The sequence below is a fragment of the Clostridium sp. BNL1100 genome (assembly GCF_000244875.1).
Lineage (GTDB): Bacteria > Bacillota > Clostridia > Acetivibrionales > DSM-1351 > Ruminiclostridium.
Genome location: NC_016791.1, coordinates 4,286,373 through 4,301,462, shown reverse-complemented (window position 1 = coordinate 4,301,462; position 15,090 = coordinate 4,286,373). Strand labels below are relative to the sequence as shown.

Annotated in this window: 15 protein-coding genes; 12 read left to right on the top strand and 3 right to left on the bottom strand. The window is 37.2% G+C overall.

The window, feature by feature from the left end:
- Positions 1-57 precede the first annotated feature (57 nt).
- Complete coding sequence (locus tag CLO1100_RS18530; RefSeq protein WP_014315303.1) at positions 58-768, bottom strand: YiiX/YebB-like N1pC/P60 family cysteine hydrolase; 711 nt, start codon at positions 766-768, stop codon at positions 58-60.
- A gap of 24 nt (positions 769-792) precedes the next feature.
- Positions 793-2,007, bottom strand: a complete 1,215-nt coding sequence (locus tag CLO1100_RS18525; protein ID WP_014315302.1) for a macrolide family glycosyltransferase — start codon at positions 2,005-2,007, stop codon at positions 793-795.
- A gap of 117 nt (positions 2,008-2,124) precedes the next feature.
- Here CLO1100_RS18525 and CLO1100_RS18520 point away from each other — a divergent pair, with 117 nt between their 5' ends.
- The 7 genes from CLO1100_RS18520 to CLO1100_RS20895 all read left to right on the top strand — a co-directional run bounded on the left by CLO1100_RS18520 (position 2,125) and on the right by CLO1100_RS20895 (position 9,278).
- The gene (locus CLO1100_RS18520; protein ID WP_014315301.1) at positions 2,125-2,688 is read left to right on the top strand and encodes a TetR/AcrR family transcriptional regulator C-terminal domain-containing protein; all 564 of its coding nucleotides are present in this window, start codon (positions 2,125-2,127) and stop codon (positions 2,686-2,688) included.
- A gap of 184 nt (positions 2,689-2,872) precedes the next feature.
- A complete protein-coding gene (gene spoIIID, locus CLO1100_RS18515) occupies positions 2,873-3,121 on the top strand; it encodes a sporulation transcriptional regulator SpoIIID (protein WP_004618537.1) in 249 nt (82 codons plus the stop codon).
- 208 nt (positions 3,122-3,329) lie between these two features.
- Positions 3,330-4,634 carry a M60 family metallopeptidase gene (locus tag CLO1100_RS18510; RefSeq protein ID WP_014315300.1) on the top strand — a complete coding sequence of 435 codons (1,305 nt, stop codon included), beginning with the start codon at positions 3,330-3,332 and terminating at the stop codon, positions 4,632-4,634.
- Between the two features lie 711 nt (positions 4,635-5,345).
- Complete coding sequence (locus tag CLO1100_RS18505; RefSeq protein WP_014315299.1) at positions 5,346-5,837, top strand: cation:proton antiporter regulatory subunit; 492 nt, start codon at positions 5,346-5,348, stop codon at positions 5,835-5,837.
- On the top strand, positions 5,837-7,042 hold the full coding sequence (locus tag CLO1100_RS18500; protein WP_014315298.1) for a cation:proton antiporter: 1,206 nt from the start codon (positions 5,837-5,839) through the stop codon (positions 7,040-7,042). Before CLO1100_RS18505 ends, CLO1100_RS18500 begins: the two co-directional genes overlap by 1 nt.
- Before the next feature lie 235 nt (positions 7,043-7,277).
- The gene (locus CLO1100_RS18495; RefSeq protein WP_014312332.1) at positions 7,278-8,867 is read left to right on the top strand and encodes an IS1182 family transposase; all 1,590 of its coding nucleotides are present in this window, start codon (positions 7,278-7,280) and stop codon (positions 8,865-8,867) included.
- 243 nt (positions 8,868-9,110) lie between these two features.
- A complete protein-coding gene (locus tag CLO1100_RS20895; RefSeq protein ID WP_014315297.1) occupies positions 9,111-9,278 on the top strand; it encodes a hypothetical protein in 168 nt (55 codons plus the stop codon).
- Positions 9,279-9,295: 17 nt separating this feature from the next.
- Here the strand turns inward: CLO1100_RS20895 and CLO1100_RS18490 are convergent, their stop codons facing one another.
- Positions 9,296-9,688, bottom strand: a complete 393-nt coding sequence (locus CLO1100_RS18490; RefSeq protein ID WP_014315296.1) for a hypothetical protein — start codon at positions 9,686-9,688, stop codon at positions 9,296-9,298.
- Between the two features lie 302 nt (positions 9,689-9,990).
- On the opposite strand from CLO1100_RS18490, the gene CLO1100_RS18485 reads away from it, so the two are divergent.
- The 5 genes from CLO1100_RS18485 to CLO1100_RS18465 all read left to right on the top strand — a co-directional run bounded on the left by CLO1100_RS18485 (position 9,991) and on the right by CLO1100_RS18465 (position 15,059).
- Positions 9,991-10,236: a TM1266 family iron-only hydrogenase system putative regulator gene (locus CLO1100_RS18485; RefSeq protein ID WP_014315295.1), complete on the top strand. Its 246-nt coding sequence runs from the start codon at positions 9,991-9,993 to the stop codon at positions 10,234-10,236.
- A 59-nt stretch (positions 10,237-10,295) separates the two neighbouring features.
- Complete coding sequence (hydG, locus tag CLO1100_RS18480) at positions 10,296-11,708, top strand: [FeFe] hydrogenase H-cluster radical SAM maturase HydG (RefSeq protein WP_014315294.1); 1,413 nt, start codon at positions 10,296-10,298, stop codon at positions 11,706-11,708.
- 16 nt (positions 11,709-11,724) lie between these two features.
- On the top strand, positions 11,725-12,915 hold the full coding sequence (gene hydF, locus CLO1100_RS18475; protein ID WP_014315293.1) for a [FeFe] hydrogenase H-cluster maturation GTPase HydF: 1,191 nt from the start codon (positions 11,725-11,727) through the stop codon (positions 12,913-12,915).
- 183 nt (positions 12,916-13,098) lie between these two features.
- Positions 13,099-14,127, top strand: a complete 1,029-nt coding sequence (locus CLO1100_RS18470) for a rod shape-determining protein (RefSeq protein ID WP_014315292.1) — start codon at positions 13,099-13,101, stop codon at positions 14,125-14,127.
- A 134-nt stretch (positions 14,128-14,261) separates the two neighbouring features.
- Positions 14,262-15,059, top strand: a complete 798-nt coding sequence (locus CLO1100_RS18465) for a flagellar hook-basal body protein (protein ID WP_014315291.1) — start codon at positions 14,262-14,264, stop codon at positions 15,057-15,059.
- Positions 15,060-15,090 lie beyond the last annotated feature (31 nt).

Genomic DNA, 15,090 nt, shown 5'->3' with positions numbered 1-15,090 from the left:
TTTTGAAGTTGCTTTTTTGACATAAATAGGGATTGTCGCAAAATTAATTTTAAACTATTAGCCCTGCTTATAAACAATTGATACTTTATCACTTCTTAAAAAGTCGTATGGGAAAACAGCTTTTCCGCCATTTCCATCCAAATCAACTCCACTTTTGAAATAACAATCCCAAACAAACTGTGAACAATAGTATTTATCTATCTTTGTTTTCTGGAACATATTACTAAAGTAGCTGAATGGAGTACCAATTCTGGTATGTCCGTATGCAATTGCATCCGCAATAACTTTGGGGTCAACCTTTGGACGTACAACAAGGATTTTTTTGTATCTGGTTCTCCAGTCATTTTCACGATTGCCTATACCATCCTGAAAAAGTTCCAGAACTTTTGTAGGGTCAGAATCTACAAAGGCTGCATGTGTGGTAAGGGAACCCATAGTAATTGCATTGATATCACTGTTAGTTTTATCAAATACTGTAATGAGGATATCTCCCGGTTTTCCAACCCATTTGTCAGTAGAATTATACAGATCCATGTCTTTTTCTACAGGTAGGTTGTTCCAGTTTTTTTCTATGTATGCCTGAAAGCTCAATGTATCAATTATTTCTTTATAAATTGCCTCCGCTTCATTTACATTTGTTTTTGATTTATCAATATAAGATTGAAGACCGGGATCGATTTTCTGATCAAATGCATAAACATTTGAACCGATAACATTTGCAAACATCAGTGCTGCACAAAACAGTGACGAGATTAGTTTTTTCTTCATAATAGACCTCCTATAATATAAAAGTTAAATGTAAATAAGCTCACCTGCTGCCTTTTTTCTGTCTTTTAAGATAAGAATTTCATCAACTCCTTTCTTGTTCCCTCCTGATTCTCGCAGTGACTTACCTATTTTTTCACTGTTTACCTTGTAGGACTTGTCTGAAAGAATCTTGGTAACGGAATCTTTTAAAAGCGCAGGAGATACTTTATCTTTTTCAATTACTATGCCTGCACCCAGTTCGGCAACTCTATATGCTACAACCGGCTGGTCAAAAAAATGAGGTACAACTATCAAAGGTACAGAATAATACAATCCTTCGTTTGTACTATTCATCCCGCCGTGAGTTATAAAGAGATCCGCATGTTTTAAAATCTCCAGCTGAGGTACATAATTCCTGATAATAAAGTTGTCGGGAATATCTTTAAAGCTGTCGATATCTATATTCATGCCAACAGACATAATAATTTTTGCATCCATGCCTCTGAAAGCTTCAAAACAGCTTTCATAAAATTCTATAGACTTGTTAAAAATAGTGCCCAAAGAAATATAAATGATTTTGCTTTTTTCCTTACTTATCAGTTCAGGTGCAAGTATTTCTTGTCTGTCAGATATTGAAGGCCCGATAAATTTATAGCTGTCGTCAAAACTCTCACTATTCATTTGAAAATATCTTGAAGTGTAAACTAAACTAAGGTCACTTTTCAATTTGTGTAAGCCTAATAAATCAGGTACAATTATCCCGTACTTTTCCCTTAAAAAATTAATTGCTGCGAAGTCAGGCTTATTGAGAAGCTCTTTTATAACAGGCCCGAACCTTGTAAAAAACGACCACAGATAATTTGTTTTATCATTTACTGCAAAAGTGGAATTTGAGCTGATGGCAGGGATTTTTAATATTTTTGCTATTTCCGCGCCTACAAAAAATAATGAGTCATATATGACGTAGTCAAAATTGTCCTTAATGCTGAAAACAATCTCTATAATCTCCACATAAACACGAGCTATTTCCATTAACTGAGGTTCAATTTCCGTAGGGCTGATATCACCGTTATTGAATCCAAGTTCGTCAAAATTCTTATATCCAATAAATCTGGCGCCTGCACCTTCTATTTTGTCCTTAAATTCTTCTCCTGCTATATATGTAACTTTCTCTCCTCTGTCCACCAATTCACTAACTATACTAATGGTGGGGTTTATGTGTCCGTGACCAAATACATTAATAAATAATACATGGGACATAACTATCACTCCTTTAATGGAAATTATTTACTATTGAGAATTATATTACCAATTAGTATACTATTTAAATAGACAAAATTGAAAGTTTGTCCAAAAAATAACAAAGGAGTGATATTAGTGAAATATCAACATAAAAAAACACGAACCAGAACAGCTATAATTGAGGCATTTCAGTATTTGATGACAATAATGCCATTTGACAAGATCAGGATACAAAATATCACTGATATAGCGGAAGTAAACCGTCATTCCTTTTATAATCACTTTAACGATAAGTATGACCTGCTGTACCAGATAGTGACACAGATGCTTGTAATAGATTATGATGCTGTTGCGGGAGAATCATTAATACAGCAATCAATAAATCAGGTTCCCAGAATTCTTCGTTACTTTGAGGAGAACCGCAAATTCTTTAAAAATGCTTTTAAGGATGATAAACAGCAATCATTTAATAATTTTTTTCAAAAGCTGATTTTTGACTGGTTTACTACTATATTGAATAATACGGTTGGTGCGGATAAAGCCCGTAAGGATTCATTTTACATAACTCAGACAAGATTCTATGTTGCAGGCTATAGCCAACTGCTAATGTATTGGCTGTATAATGAGCCTGACAAGTCCGCAGATGTTCTTGCCGAAGAAATTATTAAAATATTTAAAGGTGCATTTAATAGTAATTGAAATAAAATTAGTTTTGTAATGCATCTTACTAAATTTTGCAGCTATCATTCATAAGCCCTTCCCAAGAGGCATATATATACACTGTAGACGATGCCATACAGCTTTTTAGTGAGTTTAAACTTGCTTAAAGGATAATATATCTACGATGCAGTGAATAATGCCTTATCAAAAGGGGGGTATATGGTTGAAGGAGTACATAGAAGAGCGGGTCTTGGAACTTGCAAATTATATCATCGACAAAAGGACGACAGTAAGATACGCCGCTAAAAAGTTTGGAATAAGCAAGAGCACAGTCCACAAGGACGTAACCGAACGGTTGGAAAAAATAAATCCTGTACTTATGAATGAAGTAAGGATAATACTCGAGGAAAATAAGGCAGAAAGGCATATACGCGGTGGCGAAGCAACAAAGGCAAAATATCAGGCGAAATAAATTTACATAGAGAAGTGAAATCAAGAAAAGCCGGGAGCGAGTAGCAACCCGGCTTTTGCATTCAAAAGGGAATATGTTAATTCATAATCCTCCTATTAAATAAATGTATTGTAATTTAATAAATGATAATAATTGACAGAATATATACTTATTGGTAATATGTAATATATTTTCTATCAACTTATATTAATACCAAGGAGGAGTTAAAATGAAGAAAAGATTTAAAGTTGTATGTACAGGTTTATCCCTAGCGCTTGCGCTTCAGGCATTACCAGTAAATATACCTGTACTTAAAGATGTATTAGGTGCAAATCAAGTCAGTGCTGTTACTACAATAGCAAATGGTAGTTTTGAAAATGGTTCCTTTAATATGCCGTCTGATTGGACTGCAGATGCATGGACAAGCGGAAGTAGTTTTACATGGGAGCCAAACGCAGGTATAAATGGAAGCAGATGTATCAGCATAACATCAAATTCCTATAATGATGCCAGATGGGTTCAGACAGTTCAGCTTACACCCGGAAAGGCATATTCTCTGAGTGCTTATGTAAAAGGCGAAAATATTATTCCTGATGGTACGTCTACCGTAGGAGCAAATATCTGCTTAATGGGTGAGTGGACATTAAGTGATAGTACGGATTCAGTGGGAACTTTTGGGTGGAAGAAAGTATATCTTGATTTTATCGCTCCCGAGAGTGGAAGTGTTCAGATTGGATGCAGACTCGGATTCTATGGAAATTTAATGAAGGGAAAGGCATACTTTGATAACATTGAAATAACTGAGCTTGAAAGACGTAGCGGTACTAACCTGTATTTGGATCTTGAAAGCAATCAATGGGCAAATTTCACAGGAACAAATGACACTCGTTGGATTGGCCACCTGGATAATGCATATAATAAATATTATGAATTAGTAGGAACAAAACCATTCAGCGGAGCAAAAATCGGTATTATGTCCTCTCATATATATCTCGGTTACTGGGCAATCGCAGGAAACCCGATTAACTGGAATCAACCGTATATAGCAGAGGAGATAGGCCGGATTAACGCAAATGATGACTGGTCATTCGGGATACTTCATGAAATTGGGCATGATTTTGACCAGGAAGGTTGGAACTGGGACGCAGAGTTCTGGGCTAATACAAAAATGTACTATATTCTTGAACAGCTTGGAGGAAAGGTTTGGCAGAATAATATGTACTATGTTGGCTCACAATTGGAAAATTACTATAGGGCAGATGCATCAGGGAGTTATAATAACTCAATAGCAAGAGGAACTTATAGCGGAGACGGAGTTACATATTGCTTTATCAGAATCAAGAATACAATTGGCTGGGAACCGTTTAAGCAAACATTCAGATACTTTACAAGTTCAGGTGTAAATCCTTCAACAAAGGTTGCAAAATTTGACCTGTTTCTGGACAAATTATCTGAATATTCAGGCTATAATGTTAGATCAACATTTCTGACAGGTGAATTGAATACCATAAGGAACTATCTCACATCCAATTGATATGACTGTCAATTGAATTGAGAGGTAAAGGACTTTGGGATTATATCTCAGGGTCCTTTTTTCATTAGTAATATATAAATTCGTTCGAAGCAATCTGTTTACATAAATTATATGTGTTTATGGATAAACAAATAGTGTTTCACTAATTACTTGAAATGTCAAAAAAGATTCGTTGATATAACAGATGATTTACTTAGATAATCATCGATAATAAGTATTAAATGAAAAATTTCAAATGAAGTATTGAAAATTGTGCTAAAATGAGCTAAAATGAGAGTACGGTGAATACCATCTGATTCTTTTCTGTTAAAAAAATGGCTGATTAGCATTTGTAAAGCCATTTGATTATCAAATTTTTTACAAAAGTTTTATCTGAAGTATTGAAACAAGATTACAACTAAATATAGTCGGACTGTTATTACACGCAGCCATACGGATTTAATTAAGAGTCCCATAGTTTTTTGGCGAACCTTATGAGTCCTGTCGCAATTTTCAAATAAAAATATCTAAAAAGAGGCGAGGTGGTTATTAATAATTAAAAAGGCAGCAACGCTGTGATGGAAAGAATCAGAGTTCGTTATTAGAATCAGATTGCATAGTAAAATTTAAGACAGGAGAAAATACTTATATTAATTATAGACAGACTGTCGCCTGAGAACGGGTTTTGACAGGGTGCGTATAAAAAGTACGAGAATTTTGGAGGGAATATTTGTGATAATCAGAGAGCTGGATTTACCGGGAATTGGGAAGAAATTTGAAATGGAAGTTAACGGCGGAGATAAAATTGTGGTTATTGTTCACGACGATGGCCGTCGGGAGTTGTACCATTTTAATAATGGAGAGGATGACAGTGCATCTATGGTCAGTATGGAGGATGCAGAAGCAAGGCTGCTGGCAGGTATTATCGGGGGCATGGCATATAGCCCTAAGTCGTTGGAAAACATAGAGGTAGTATTAGGCGGGCTGGTTATTGAGTGGTATAAGGTTGGGGAAGGCTTTGCATGTGTTGGAAAAACCATTACGGAAATGAATATACGCAAGTTAACCGGAGTCACCGTACTCGCAGTGATTGAAAAAAACCGTGAAAAGAATATCAATCCCGGACCGGACTATCAGTTTACCCCTGATTCCACACTAATTGTCATAGCAGAAAGAAAGAATTTGAAAATATTCAAAGATTATATTAGAGATGGGGGGTTATAATGCACAATTTAATTTTCGAGATTGGTTTAGCGGTTGCATTAATAGCAGCAATGGGGTTGATATCAAAAAGGCTGCGCTTCTCAGTTATTCCTTTTTACATCTTGATTGGGATGGCTGTAGGGCCACATGCACCGTATTATGGTATATTTGATCTTAGATTTATTGAAAGCTCCCAATTTATTGAGTTTATGGGACGTCTGGGTATTCTTTTCCTTCTTTTTAGTCTGGGTATGGAATTTTCTGTATCGAGGTTTGTTAAATCGGGCAAATCAATATTAACGGGTGGTTTATCCTATATCTTAATCAACTTTTCCACGGGTTTGATAATGGGCTGGATTGGAGGTCTTCCAATAAAAGAAACCTTGGTTATATGCGGTATTATGACCAGTTCTTCAACAGCAATTGTTGCAAAGGTGCTAATGGATCTTAAGCGAACGGCTAATAAGGAAACAGAAATAATTATGGGAATGATTATGTTTGATGATTTGTTCATTGCCATACATATTTCTATATTATCAGGATTACTTTTAAGCGGGTCCAAATCTGTATGGGGAATTATTTTCACTGCGGCCACAGCCATAGTATTTATACTGTTTATTCTGTTTGTCGGAAAGAGACTGATTAAATATCTTGACAAACTTTTGGATATTCCGTCCACAGAGTTGTTCTTACTGATAGTAATGGCATTTCTGTTCCTAGTGGCAGGATTTTCAGAATCTCTGCACGTTGCTGAGGCTATAGGTGCATTGCTGGTGGGGCTGGTATTTGCAGAGTCTGTACACGCAAAAAGAATAGAGCACAACATTCTTCCTTTCAAGGAGTTTTTCGGAGCTGTTTTCTTCTTCAGTTTCGGGCTTACAATTAATCCGCTTTCCCTGGGCGGTGCAGTTTGGATGGCAATTATTGCGGCGGTGTTTACAATTATCGGTAATATGGTTTCCGGTATAATAGCGGGCCGTACAGCAGGGATTAATGGAAAGGCCAGAGCAAATATAGGCCTTACGCTGGTATCAAGAGGCGAGTTTTCGATTATTATGGCAAACATGGGCAAAGCCGGAGGACTTATGCCGGTAATCCAATCCTTTGCGGTGTTATATGTGCTTATTTTAGCTATTACCGGCCCGCTGATGGCTAAACATTCAGTTCCGATTTATAATGGGCTACAAAAGATTTTCGGACGCAGAAAAAGGGAAAAGCAGTTATGAAGCTGTCGTAAGGAGGTTTCATATTGATAGTTTCCTATCATAAAACATTAGAAAAATTAGTTTTTTAGAGGAAAAGGTTATGCGTTTTTTCTGAAAAAATCATATACAAAAGGGGCTGTTGCACAATGAATAAATTTATTCACTGTGCAACAGTCCCCTTTTTGTCCCTAAAATAGTAAAATGCGGGTCCCGTAGGGCCCGCAAGTGTTGTATAATTTAATTTGTGAAAAAACTTATGCAACATAAAAATTATACCGAATTTAACGGATACTATCAATTAGTTTTGCCTTTAAATTTGGAGATGTTAATACCTGAAGATGATTCTGTCAGACTGTTAAGCCAAATATTGGAGGGATTGAATTACACAAAGTTGTATAAGGCTTACTCTTCTACTGGAAGAAAACCGGCAGTTGACCCAAAGACCATGTTTAAGGTAATAACATATGCAAACTCAAATAACATATACTCAAGTAGAAAAATTGAAACTGCATGTAAAAGAGATATTAATTTCATGTGGTTGCTCCAAGGGGAATCAAAGCCAGATCACTCAACTATAGCCAGATTCCGTAAGGATTATCTTCCAGAGGCAATAGAAGACCTATTCTATCAAATGGTACAGCACCTGCATTCTATCGGAGAAGTTAAATTCGAAAACCTTTTTGTGGATGGTACTAAAATTGAGGCAAATGCAAACCGCTATACCTTTGTATGGAAGAAAGTAGTCAATAAAAACGAAGCAAAGATGTTTGAGAAAATAAAAGCTTGCTTAGAGGATATAAACCAGTCATATTTGACTAACTTTTCAGTATCAAAAGATAGCATATTGGCGGATTTAGAGCAAGTTCTTGAATATTTAAAGGACAAGCAAAAAGAAGATAACATAGAATTTGTTCATGGAATCGGAAAACGTAAAACTCAATTACAAAGATTCACAGAGCAGTTCAAGGAATTTAAAGAACGTCAGGAAAAATACAATGCCCATAACCAGCTGTTCGAGGGGAGAAACAGTTATTCCAAAACGGATACTGATGCAACATTCATGCATATGAAAGATGACCACATGCGTAATACTCAGCTAAAACCTGCCTACAATGTTCAGATTGGAGTTGAAAGCGAGTATGTTACTGGCATTGGAATTTTTCAGGATAGGAATGACATTGCTACACTAATCCCATTTCTAAAAAGTATGGAATCAAACTTAGGTAGATGTTATGAAAACGTAATTGCAGACTCTGGCTATGAGAGCGAAGAAAACTATCTGTATTTGGAAGAAAAGCATCAGAAAAGCTATATAAAACCTCAAACATACGAGATATGGAAGAAGAAAAGCTTCAAGAAAGATATCAGCAAGCGTGAAAATATGCAGTATGATGAAGAGAAAGATGAGTATACGTGCCATAATGGAAAACAATTAAAAATGTCAGGAACAACTCATAGAAAATCAGCAACAGGATATCGTTCCGAGATTAGCATATATGAATGTGAAGATTGCAGTAATTGCCCCTATAAGTCTAAGTGTACAAAAGCCCAAGGAAATCGCAAAATGCAGGTATCTAAGACATTTGTAAAAAAGAGACAAAAATCTTATGAAAACATCTTGACGGAGAAAGGCATTCTTCTAAGGGTAAATCGTTCCATCCAAGTTGAAGGAGCCTTTGGAGTTCTAAAAAGTGATTACAATTTCAGCCGTTTTTTAACACGAGGGAAAAACAGTGTTAAAACCGAATTTATCCTGCTATGTTTTGGCTATAACATAAACAAATTACACTCCAAAATTCAAAATGACCGATGTGGAAAAGAACTTCATGAAGTAAAAGCCTGCTAAAATTCCAACGAAATCTAATAGGCCTATTAAAGTGCGCTCAAATTCCACAAAATAGGGAATTAACTACAGAGTAATCAACAATTTAACAACAAAAAATATTGGAGCAAAAGAAGGGAGCACCGCTGACTACTTTTTAAGTAGTTTTGCGACACTCCCTTTATCAGTTGACATTTACCGAATAGCGCAGGATACTAACCTTATAATAAAAATAGTTTATTAAGAGAATTCAGGAGGTTTTGAGGGATGGTTCTTGAAAACGGATTAGAAAAGTGCAGCTGCAAAAAGAAATCATGTGTGCGTCACGGCAAATGTGCCGAGTGCTTAAAATACCATACGGAAAATTCAAAATACCTTCCATACTGCAAGCGTGCAAAAAAGAAAACTGAAAAACCCACACTAGGTGGGTCTTAGTAAACTTTTCTTTATAATTAGGATTTGCGTATGAACTCTGTCCTGCATTTTGGACAGGTTATCTGAATTTTGCCTTTACCCTTGGGAACACGTACCTCTTGTTTGCATTGAGGACATTTGAAATACCTGTGAGTTTTAGAATCTTTTAATCGGTTTTTTCTTTTAAAAAACCAGCCGGCAACAGGATTCCAGAACTTTAGAAACTTATTGTTTTCTGCTCTTCTGCGGTAAATGTTTTTAGAAAACATTCTGTAAAGGCACAGCAGCAGCGGAATATAAGACAGATAACCAAACCAGTTAACCGGTACAAACATACCTATTAATGAAATAAGCAGTGATAAAAACAGAAGTCCGGCGGACAAATGATCAGGCCCGTACCTTCCAATCATAAATTTTCTGAACCAATTCATATAACTTCCTCCGTATTTGTGGGTTAAATATATTTTAGTAGTACCGGGCAGGTTTTGCAATATTTATCTTAAAAGGTGGGTAATTATTAACTTGAAGGTACTGTGTGAATATGTTAAAATATTATCAAAGTATCTGAACTCAAAGTTTTAATACTAAGAGCGAAGAGATTATTTAAAATAATCGTTCTGAATGCACGAGGGTTAGTCCCAAGTGGTAAGGCGGTGCTATAAGGTGGAGTATGAAAAACCCCGTGCCTGTAAAGCATCCGGGGTTTTATTTTATTTATAAGGGAGGCAGCCAAATGGAGACAAGGATTGCTCTGATAGGAATAATAGTTGATGATTTATCGTCAGCAGAAAAGATAAACCTGATTCTGCATGAATTTGGGAAATATATAGTCGGAAGAATGGGTATTCCATACCGTGAAAAGGGTGTCTCCATTATAAGCGTGGTTGTTGATGCCCCAAATGATGTCATCAGCTCACTTTCAGGGAAATTAGGAATGTTAAGGGGAGTCAATACAAAGACCGTTTACTCGAAAATATAAATCCACTTATAACATCCTCGTAATGTCAGATTAAAAATCTGTTTTGTGGAGGAATTAATATGTATAACAGCAAATCAAAAAAAGCCGAAGACTTTATTAACGACGAGGAAATTTTAGAAACACTGGAGTATGCCCGCAGTAACAAGGAGAATATATCGCTCATAGAAGATATCCTTCAAAAGGCAGCTGAGTACAAAGGATTAAGCTACAGGGAAGCAGCAGTATTACTGGAATGTGAGCTGGATGAGGTTAAAGAAAAGGTGTCTAAGCTTGCAGAGCATATTAAAAAGAAATTCTATGGAAACAGGATAGTAATGTTTGCACCTCTCTATCTTTCAAACTACTGTGTAAATGAGTGCAGATATTGCCCCTACCACGGCTCAAACAAGCATATAGCAAGAAAGCAGTTGTCTCAGGAGGACATAGTCAGGGAAGTTATGGCCCTGCAGGATATGGGTCACAAACGACTTGCACTTGAAACGGGAGAGGATCCGGAGAACTGTCCAATAGAATATGTATTGGACAGTATAAAAACAATTTACGGAATAAAGCACAAGAATGGTGCAATCCGCCGAGTTAATGTGAATATTGCCGCTACAACCGTTGAAAATTACAAAAAGCTCAAGGATGCGGGAATAGGAACCTATATATTATTTCAGGAAACTTATCATAAGCCAACATACGAGTACCTACACCCCAAGGGGCCAAAGCACAATTATGCTTATCATACTGAAGCCATGGACAGAGCAATGGAGGGTGGAATTGATGATGTAGGCCTTGGTGTCCTTTTTGGCCTGAACCTTTACAAATATGATTTTGTAGGTTTGCTTATGCACGCAAAGCATTTGGAGGATGCAATGGGAGTTGGGCCTCACACAATCAGCGTACCACGTATAAGGCCGGCGGATGATGTGGATTTGAAGGAGTATTCAAATGCAATACCTGACTCCATATTTGAAAAAATTGTAGCAATTCTTCGTATAGCAGTACCGTACACAGGTATAATCATGTCCACAAGAGAATCGGAGAAGACCCGTGGGGAATGTCTCAAATTGGGTGTTTCTCAAATTAGCGGAGGGTCTTCAACAAGTGTAGGCGGTTACGTAGAAAAAGAATCAGAGAACTCTGCACAATTTGAAGTAAACGATACAAGAACCATGGATGAAATAGTTAACTGGCTTTTGGTACTGGGGTATATTCCAAGCTTTTGTACAGCATGCTACCGGGAAGGTAGAACAGGGGACAGGTTTATGAGACTTGTTAAAAGCGGTGCAATTGCACACGTTTGTCATCCCAATGCAATTATGACACTAAAAGAATATCTGGAAGACTACGCATCGGAAGACACAAGAGCAAAAGGTGAAAAAATGATAGAAAAAGAAGTGGAGCTGCTGCAAAACGATGATGTTAAAAGAATCGTAAAAGAGCATTTAAGTGATCTCCATGATGGTAAGAGGGATTTCAGGTTCTAGATTAGGAGGAATAAAAATGAGTCTTACAAATACACCGGGTGCAAACAGGCTGCACATTGCGCTATTCGGCAGAAGAAACAGCGGAAAATCTTCACTAATTAATGCAATAACGGGACAGGACATTGCGCTGGTATCCGAAATCGCCGGAACCACTACGGATCCCGTATACAAGGCAATGGAGCTGCATCCCATAGGCCCTGTTATGTTTATTGATACAGCGGGTTTTGACGATGTTGGTACTTTAGGAGAATTGAGAATAGAAAAAAGCCGTAAGGCCATTGAAAAAACAGATGTAGCCATCGTATTTTTCTCGGGAACAGAGCTTTCGTTGGAAAAGGAATGGACTGATGAGCTTAAAAAACGTAAAATACCGGTTATTCCTGTTATCAATAAAGCAGATATACTTGAAAATACCGATGATATAACAAAGCAGGTAGAGGACACTCTTGGACTGATGCCAATTATTATCAGTGCAAAGGAAAAAACCGGACTTGATAAAGTCAGAGAAGAACTCATAAGAGCCGTGCCGGAAGATTTTGAGGTAAGCAGCATAACAGCTCACCTTGTAAACGAAGGAGACCTGGTATTGCTGGTTATGCCTCAGGATATTCAGGCGCCAAAGGGTCGCCTGATTTTGCCCCAGGTGCAGGTAATCAGAGATTTGCTGGATTTAAAATGTATGGTTATGAGTGTTACTACCGACAAGCTTGATAATGCACTAAAGGCAATGGCAAAACCTCCAAAATTAATAATTACCGATTCTCAGGTGTTCGACAAGGTATATGCAAAAAAACCTGAAGAAAGCCTGTTGACATCATTTTCCGTGCTGTTTGCAGAATACAAAGGTGATATTTCTGCATACATTAAAGGTGCAGAAGCAATAGACGCACTAACTGAAGAATCAGCTGTTCTGATTGCAGAAGCCTGTACACACGCACCGCTCAGTGAGGATATCGGACGTGTACAGCTTCCAAGGCTTCTCAGACAAAAAGTGGGTGAAGACCTGACAGTTGACATTGTCAGTGGGGCGGACTTTCCAAAGGATTTGTCAAAATACTCACTGGTTATTCAGTGCGGCTGCTGTATGTTTAACAGAAAATATGTACTTTCTCGTATAGAGTCAGCAGGGGCCCAGAATGTAAGTATCTGCAATTACGGAATAGCAATTGCAAAGCTTAGGGGCATATTGGAAAAAGTGGCTTTATAAGGCAAGAAATATTTACCATTTTGTAACTTTTAAAAAGTACAAAAATATTGCATAATTATATTAATATGATAATATAAATAATAGATAATTTTGACTTAATATGTACAAATTTAAATCGTACTCTATAAATGGTTATAATTTCTGTTAAATTATCAAATTAAGGGAATCAAGGAGTTGTTTCGTTTGGGATTTGGACAGGACATCGGTATTGATTTGGGTACTGCCACAGTACTTGTATACATTAAAGGTAAGGGAATAGTATTAAGGGAGCCATCCGTTGTAGCTATAGATAAGAACACAAATAAATTACTTGCGGTAGGCGAAGAGGCAAGAAGAATGCTGGGAAGAACACCCGGAAACATAGTGGCTATCAGGCCTCTGCGTGAAGGTGTAATTTCCGATTATGACATAACAGAGAGAATGCTTAAATATTTCATAAATAAAGTAACCGGGAACAGAAAGTTTTTCAAACCAAGAATTATGGTTTGTGTTCCCAGCGGTGTTACAGAAGTTGAAAAGCGTGCTGTAATAGATGCATCCATGCAAGCTGGAGCAAGAAAGACATATTTGATAGAAGAGCCTATTGCAGCTGCTATTGGAGCAGGCATTGATATTGCAAAGGCATGTGGCAGCATGGTTGTTGACATGGGCGGCGGTACTACGGATATTGCTGTAATATCACTGGGCGGTACAGTAGTAAGTACTTCCATAAAGATAGCCGGAGACAAGTTTGACGAAGCTATTGTTCGTTATATGCGTAAAAAACACAACATTATGATAGGTGAAAGAACCGCCGAAGAATTGAAAATCAACATAGGTACGGTTTATCCACGAGTTCAGGAGGTTACAATGGACATCAGAGGAAGGAACCTGATTTCAGGACTTCCAAAGACAATCACCATATCCTCAACTGAGATGATGGAAGCATTGGAAGAACCTATTTCAAGTGTTGTTGAAGCCGTACATTCAGTTCTGGAACGTACGCCACCTGAGCTTGCAGCTGACATAAGTGACAGGGGTATAGTTATGACAGGCGGTGGAAGTCTTATTTACGGTCTGGATAAATTGCTTCAGGAGAAAACAGGTATAAATGTAATAATTGCAGATGATTCTATCTCTTGTGTAGCCCTTGGAACTGGTAAGGCGCTGGACAATATAGAAGCCATTGAAGCCAGTGCTCTTACAGAAAACAGGGCAAATTATAAAAGATAAAAAAGAGTGAATCGAGGGGTAAAACATTTACCCCTCTTTTTGATATTTAGGATATATTAGTATAGAAAAAATCTAAAGTAAATAATTATAGTTGCCGATATATAGAGTAATGAATTTACATAAGGAGATATCTTATGATTAGAGGTTTATATACTTCTGCGTGGAGTATGCTGGCAAATCAAAAGAAACTGGACGTTATTACAAATAATATGGCAAACGTCAATACTTCGGCATACAAGAAGGATACAGTAGTTTACCAGAGTTTTCCTGAAATTTTAACAAGGAGAATTAACGACACACAGAGTCCGACCAATCCGTCAGCCGTTGTTGGTACAATGGAGCTCAGTAGTGATGTCGGCGAAGTATATACATATTACACACAGGGCCAGATGGTGCAGACCGGAGACAGATACGACCTGGCAATTAAAGATGACAGTTCAGGTACGACAGCAAGTCCTGCTTTTTTCACTGTAGGAGTTATAAATCCGCAGGATAACACAATGCAGGAGTTCTATACAAAAAACGGTTCATTTTGTCTGGACGCTAACAATCAGCTGGTTACAGGGGATGGATATGCCGTATTAGGCAAAAAAGGACCTATAACCCTTAAACAGGGGGATTTTACAGTTGACAGTAAAGGTAACATCATGCAGAACGGGGCTGTTGTTGACACTCTTCGTATAGCTCAGTTTGCGGATTCAACTCAATTAAGAAAATTCGGAAATAATCTTGTTCAGAATAACGGAGGTGAGGTAGCTGAATTCACAGGTTCAGTTATTCAGGGTTATGATGAACAGTCAAATGTTAATGTTATAGATGAGATGGTTGATATGATAACAGTTATGAGAGCTTATGAGGCAAATCAGAAAGTTTTGCAGGCTCAGGATGGAACGTTGGAAAAAGCAGTCAATGAGGTAGGTTTGGTTAGATAATAGATTCCGATAAACATATATTTTAAATTTA

Bases quoted from the DNA above. Each gene is read 5' to 3' on its own strand.
- CLO1100_RS18525 (WP_014315302.1), bottom strand. From the start codon at position 2,007: ATGTCCCATGTATTATTTATTAATGTATTTGGTCACGGACACATAAAC.
- CLO1100_RS18485 (WP_014315295.1), top strand. From the start codon at position 9,991: ATGGAGACAAGGATTGCTCTGATAGGAATAATAGTTGATGATTTATCG.
- CLO1100_RS18510 (WP_014315300.1), top strand. From the start codon at position 3,330: ATGAAGAAAAGATTTAAAGTTGTATGTACAGGTTTATCCCTAGCGCTT.
- CLO1100_RS18530 (WP_014315303.1), bottom strand. From the start codon at position 768: ATGAAGAAAAAACTAATCTCGTCACTGTTTTGTGCAGCACTGATGTTT.
- CLO1100_RS18500 (WP_014315298.1), top strand. From the start codon at position 5,837: ATGCACAATTTAATTTTCGAGATTGGTTTAGCGGTTGCATTAATAGCA.
- hydF (WP_014315293.1), top strand. From the start codon at position 11,725: ATGAGTCTTACAAATACACCGGGTGCAAACAGGCTGCACATTGCGCTA.
- CLO1100_RS20895 (WP_014315297.1), top strand. From the start codon at position 9,111: ATGGTTCTTGAAAACGGATTAGAAAAGTGCAGCTGCAAAAAGAAATCA.
- CLO1100_RS18490 (WP_014315296.1), bottom strand. From the start codon at position 9,688: ATGAATTGGTTCAGAAAATTTATGATTGGAAGGTACGGGCCTGATCAT.
- CLO1100_RS18495 (WP_014312332.1), top strand. From the start codon at position 7,278: ATGCAACATAAAAATTATACCGAATTTAACGGATACTATCAATTAGTT.
- CLO1100_RS18465 (WP_014315291.1), top strand. From the start codon at position 14,262: ATGATTAGAGGTTTATATACTTCTGCGTGGAGTATGCTGGCAAATCAA.
- hydG (WP_014315294.1), top strand. From the start codon at position 10,296: ATGTATAACAGCAAATCAAAAAAAGCCGAAGACTTTATTAACGACGAG.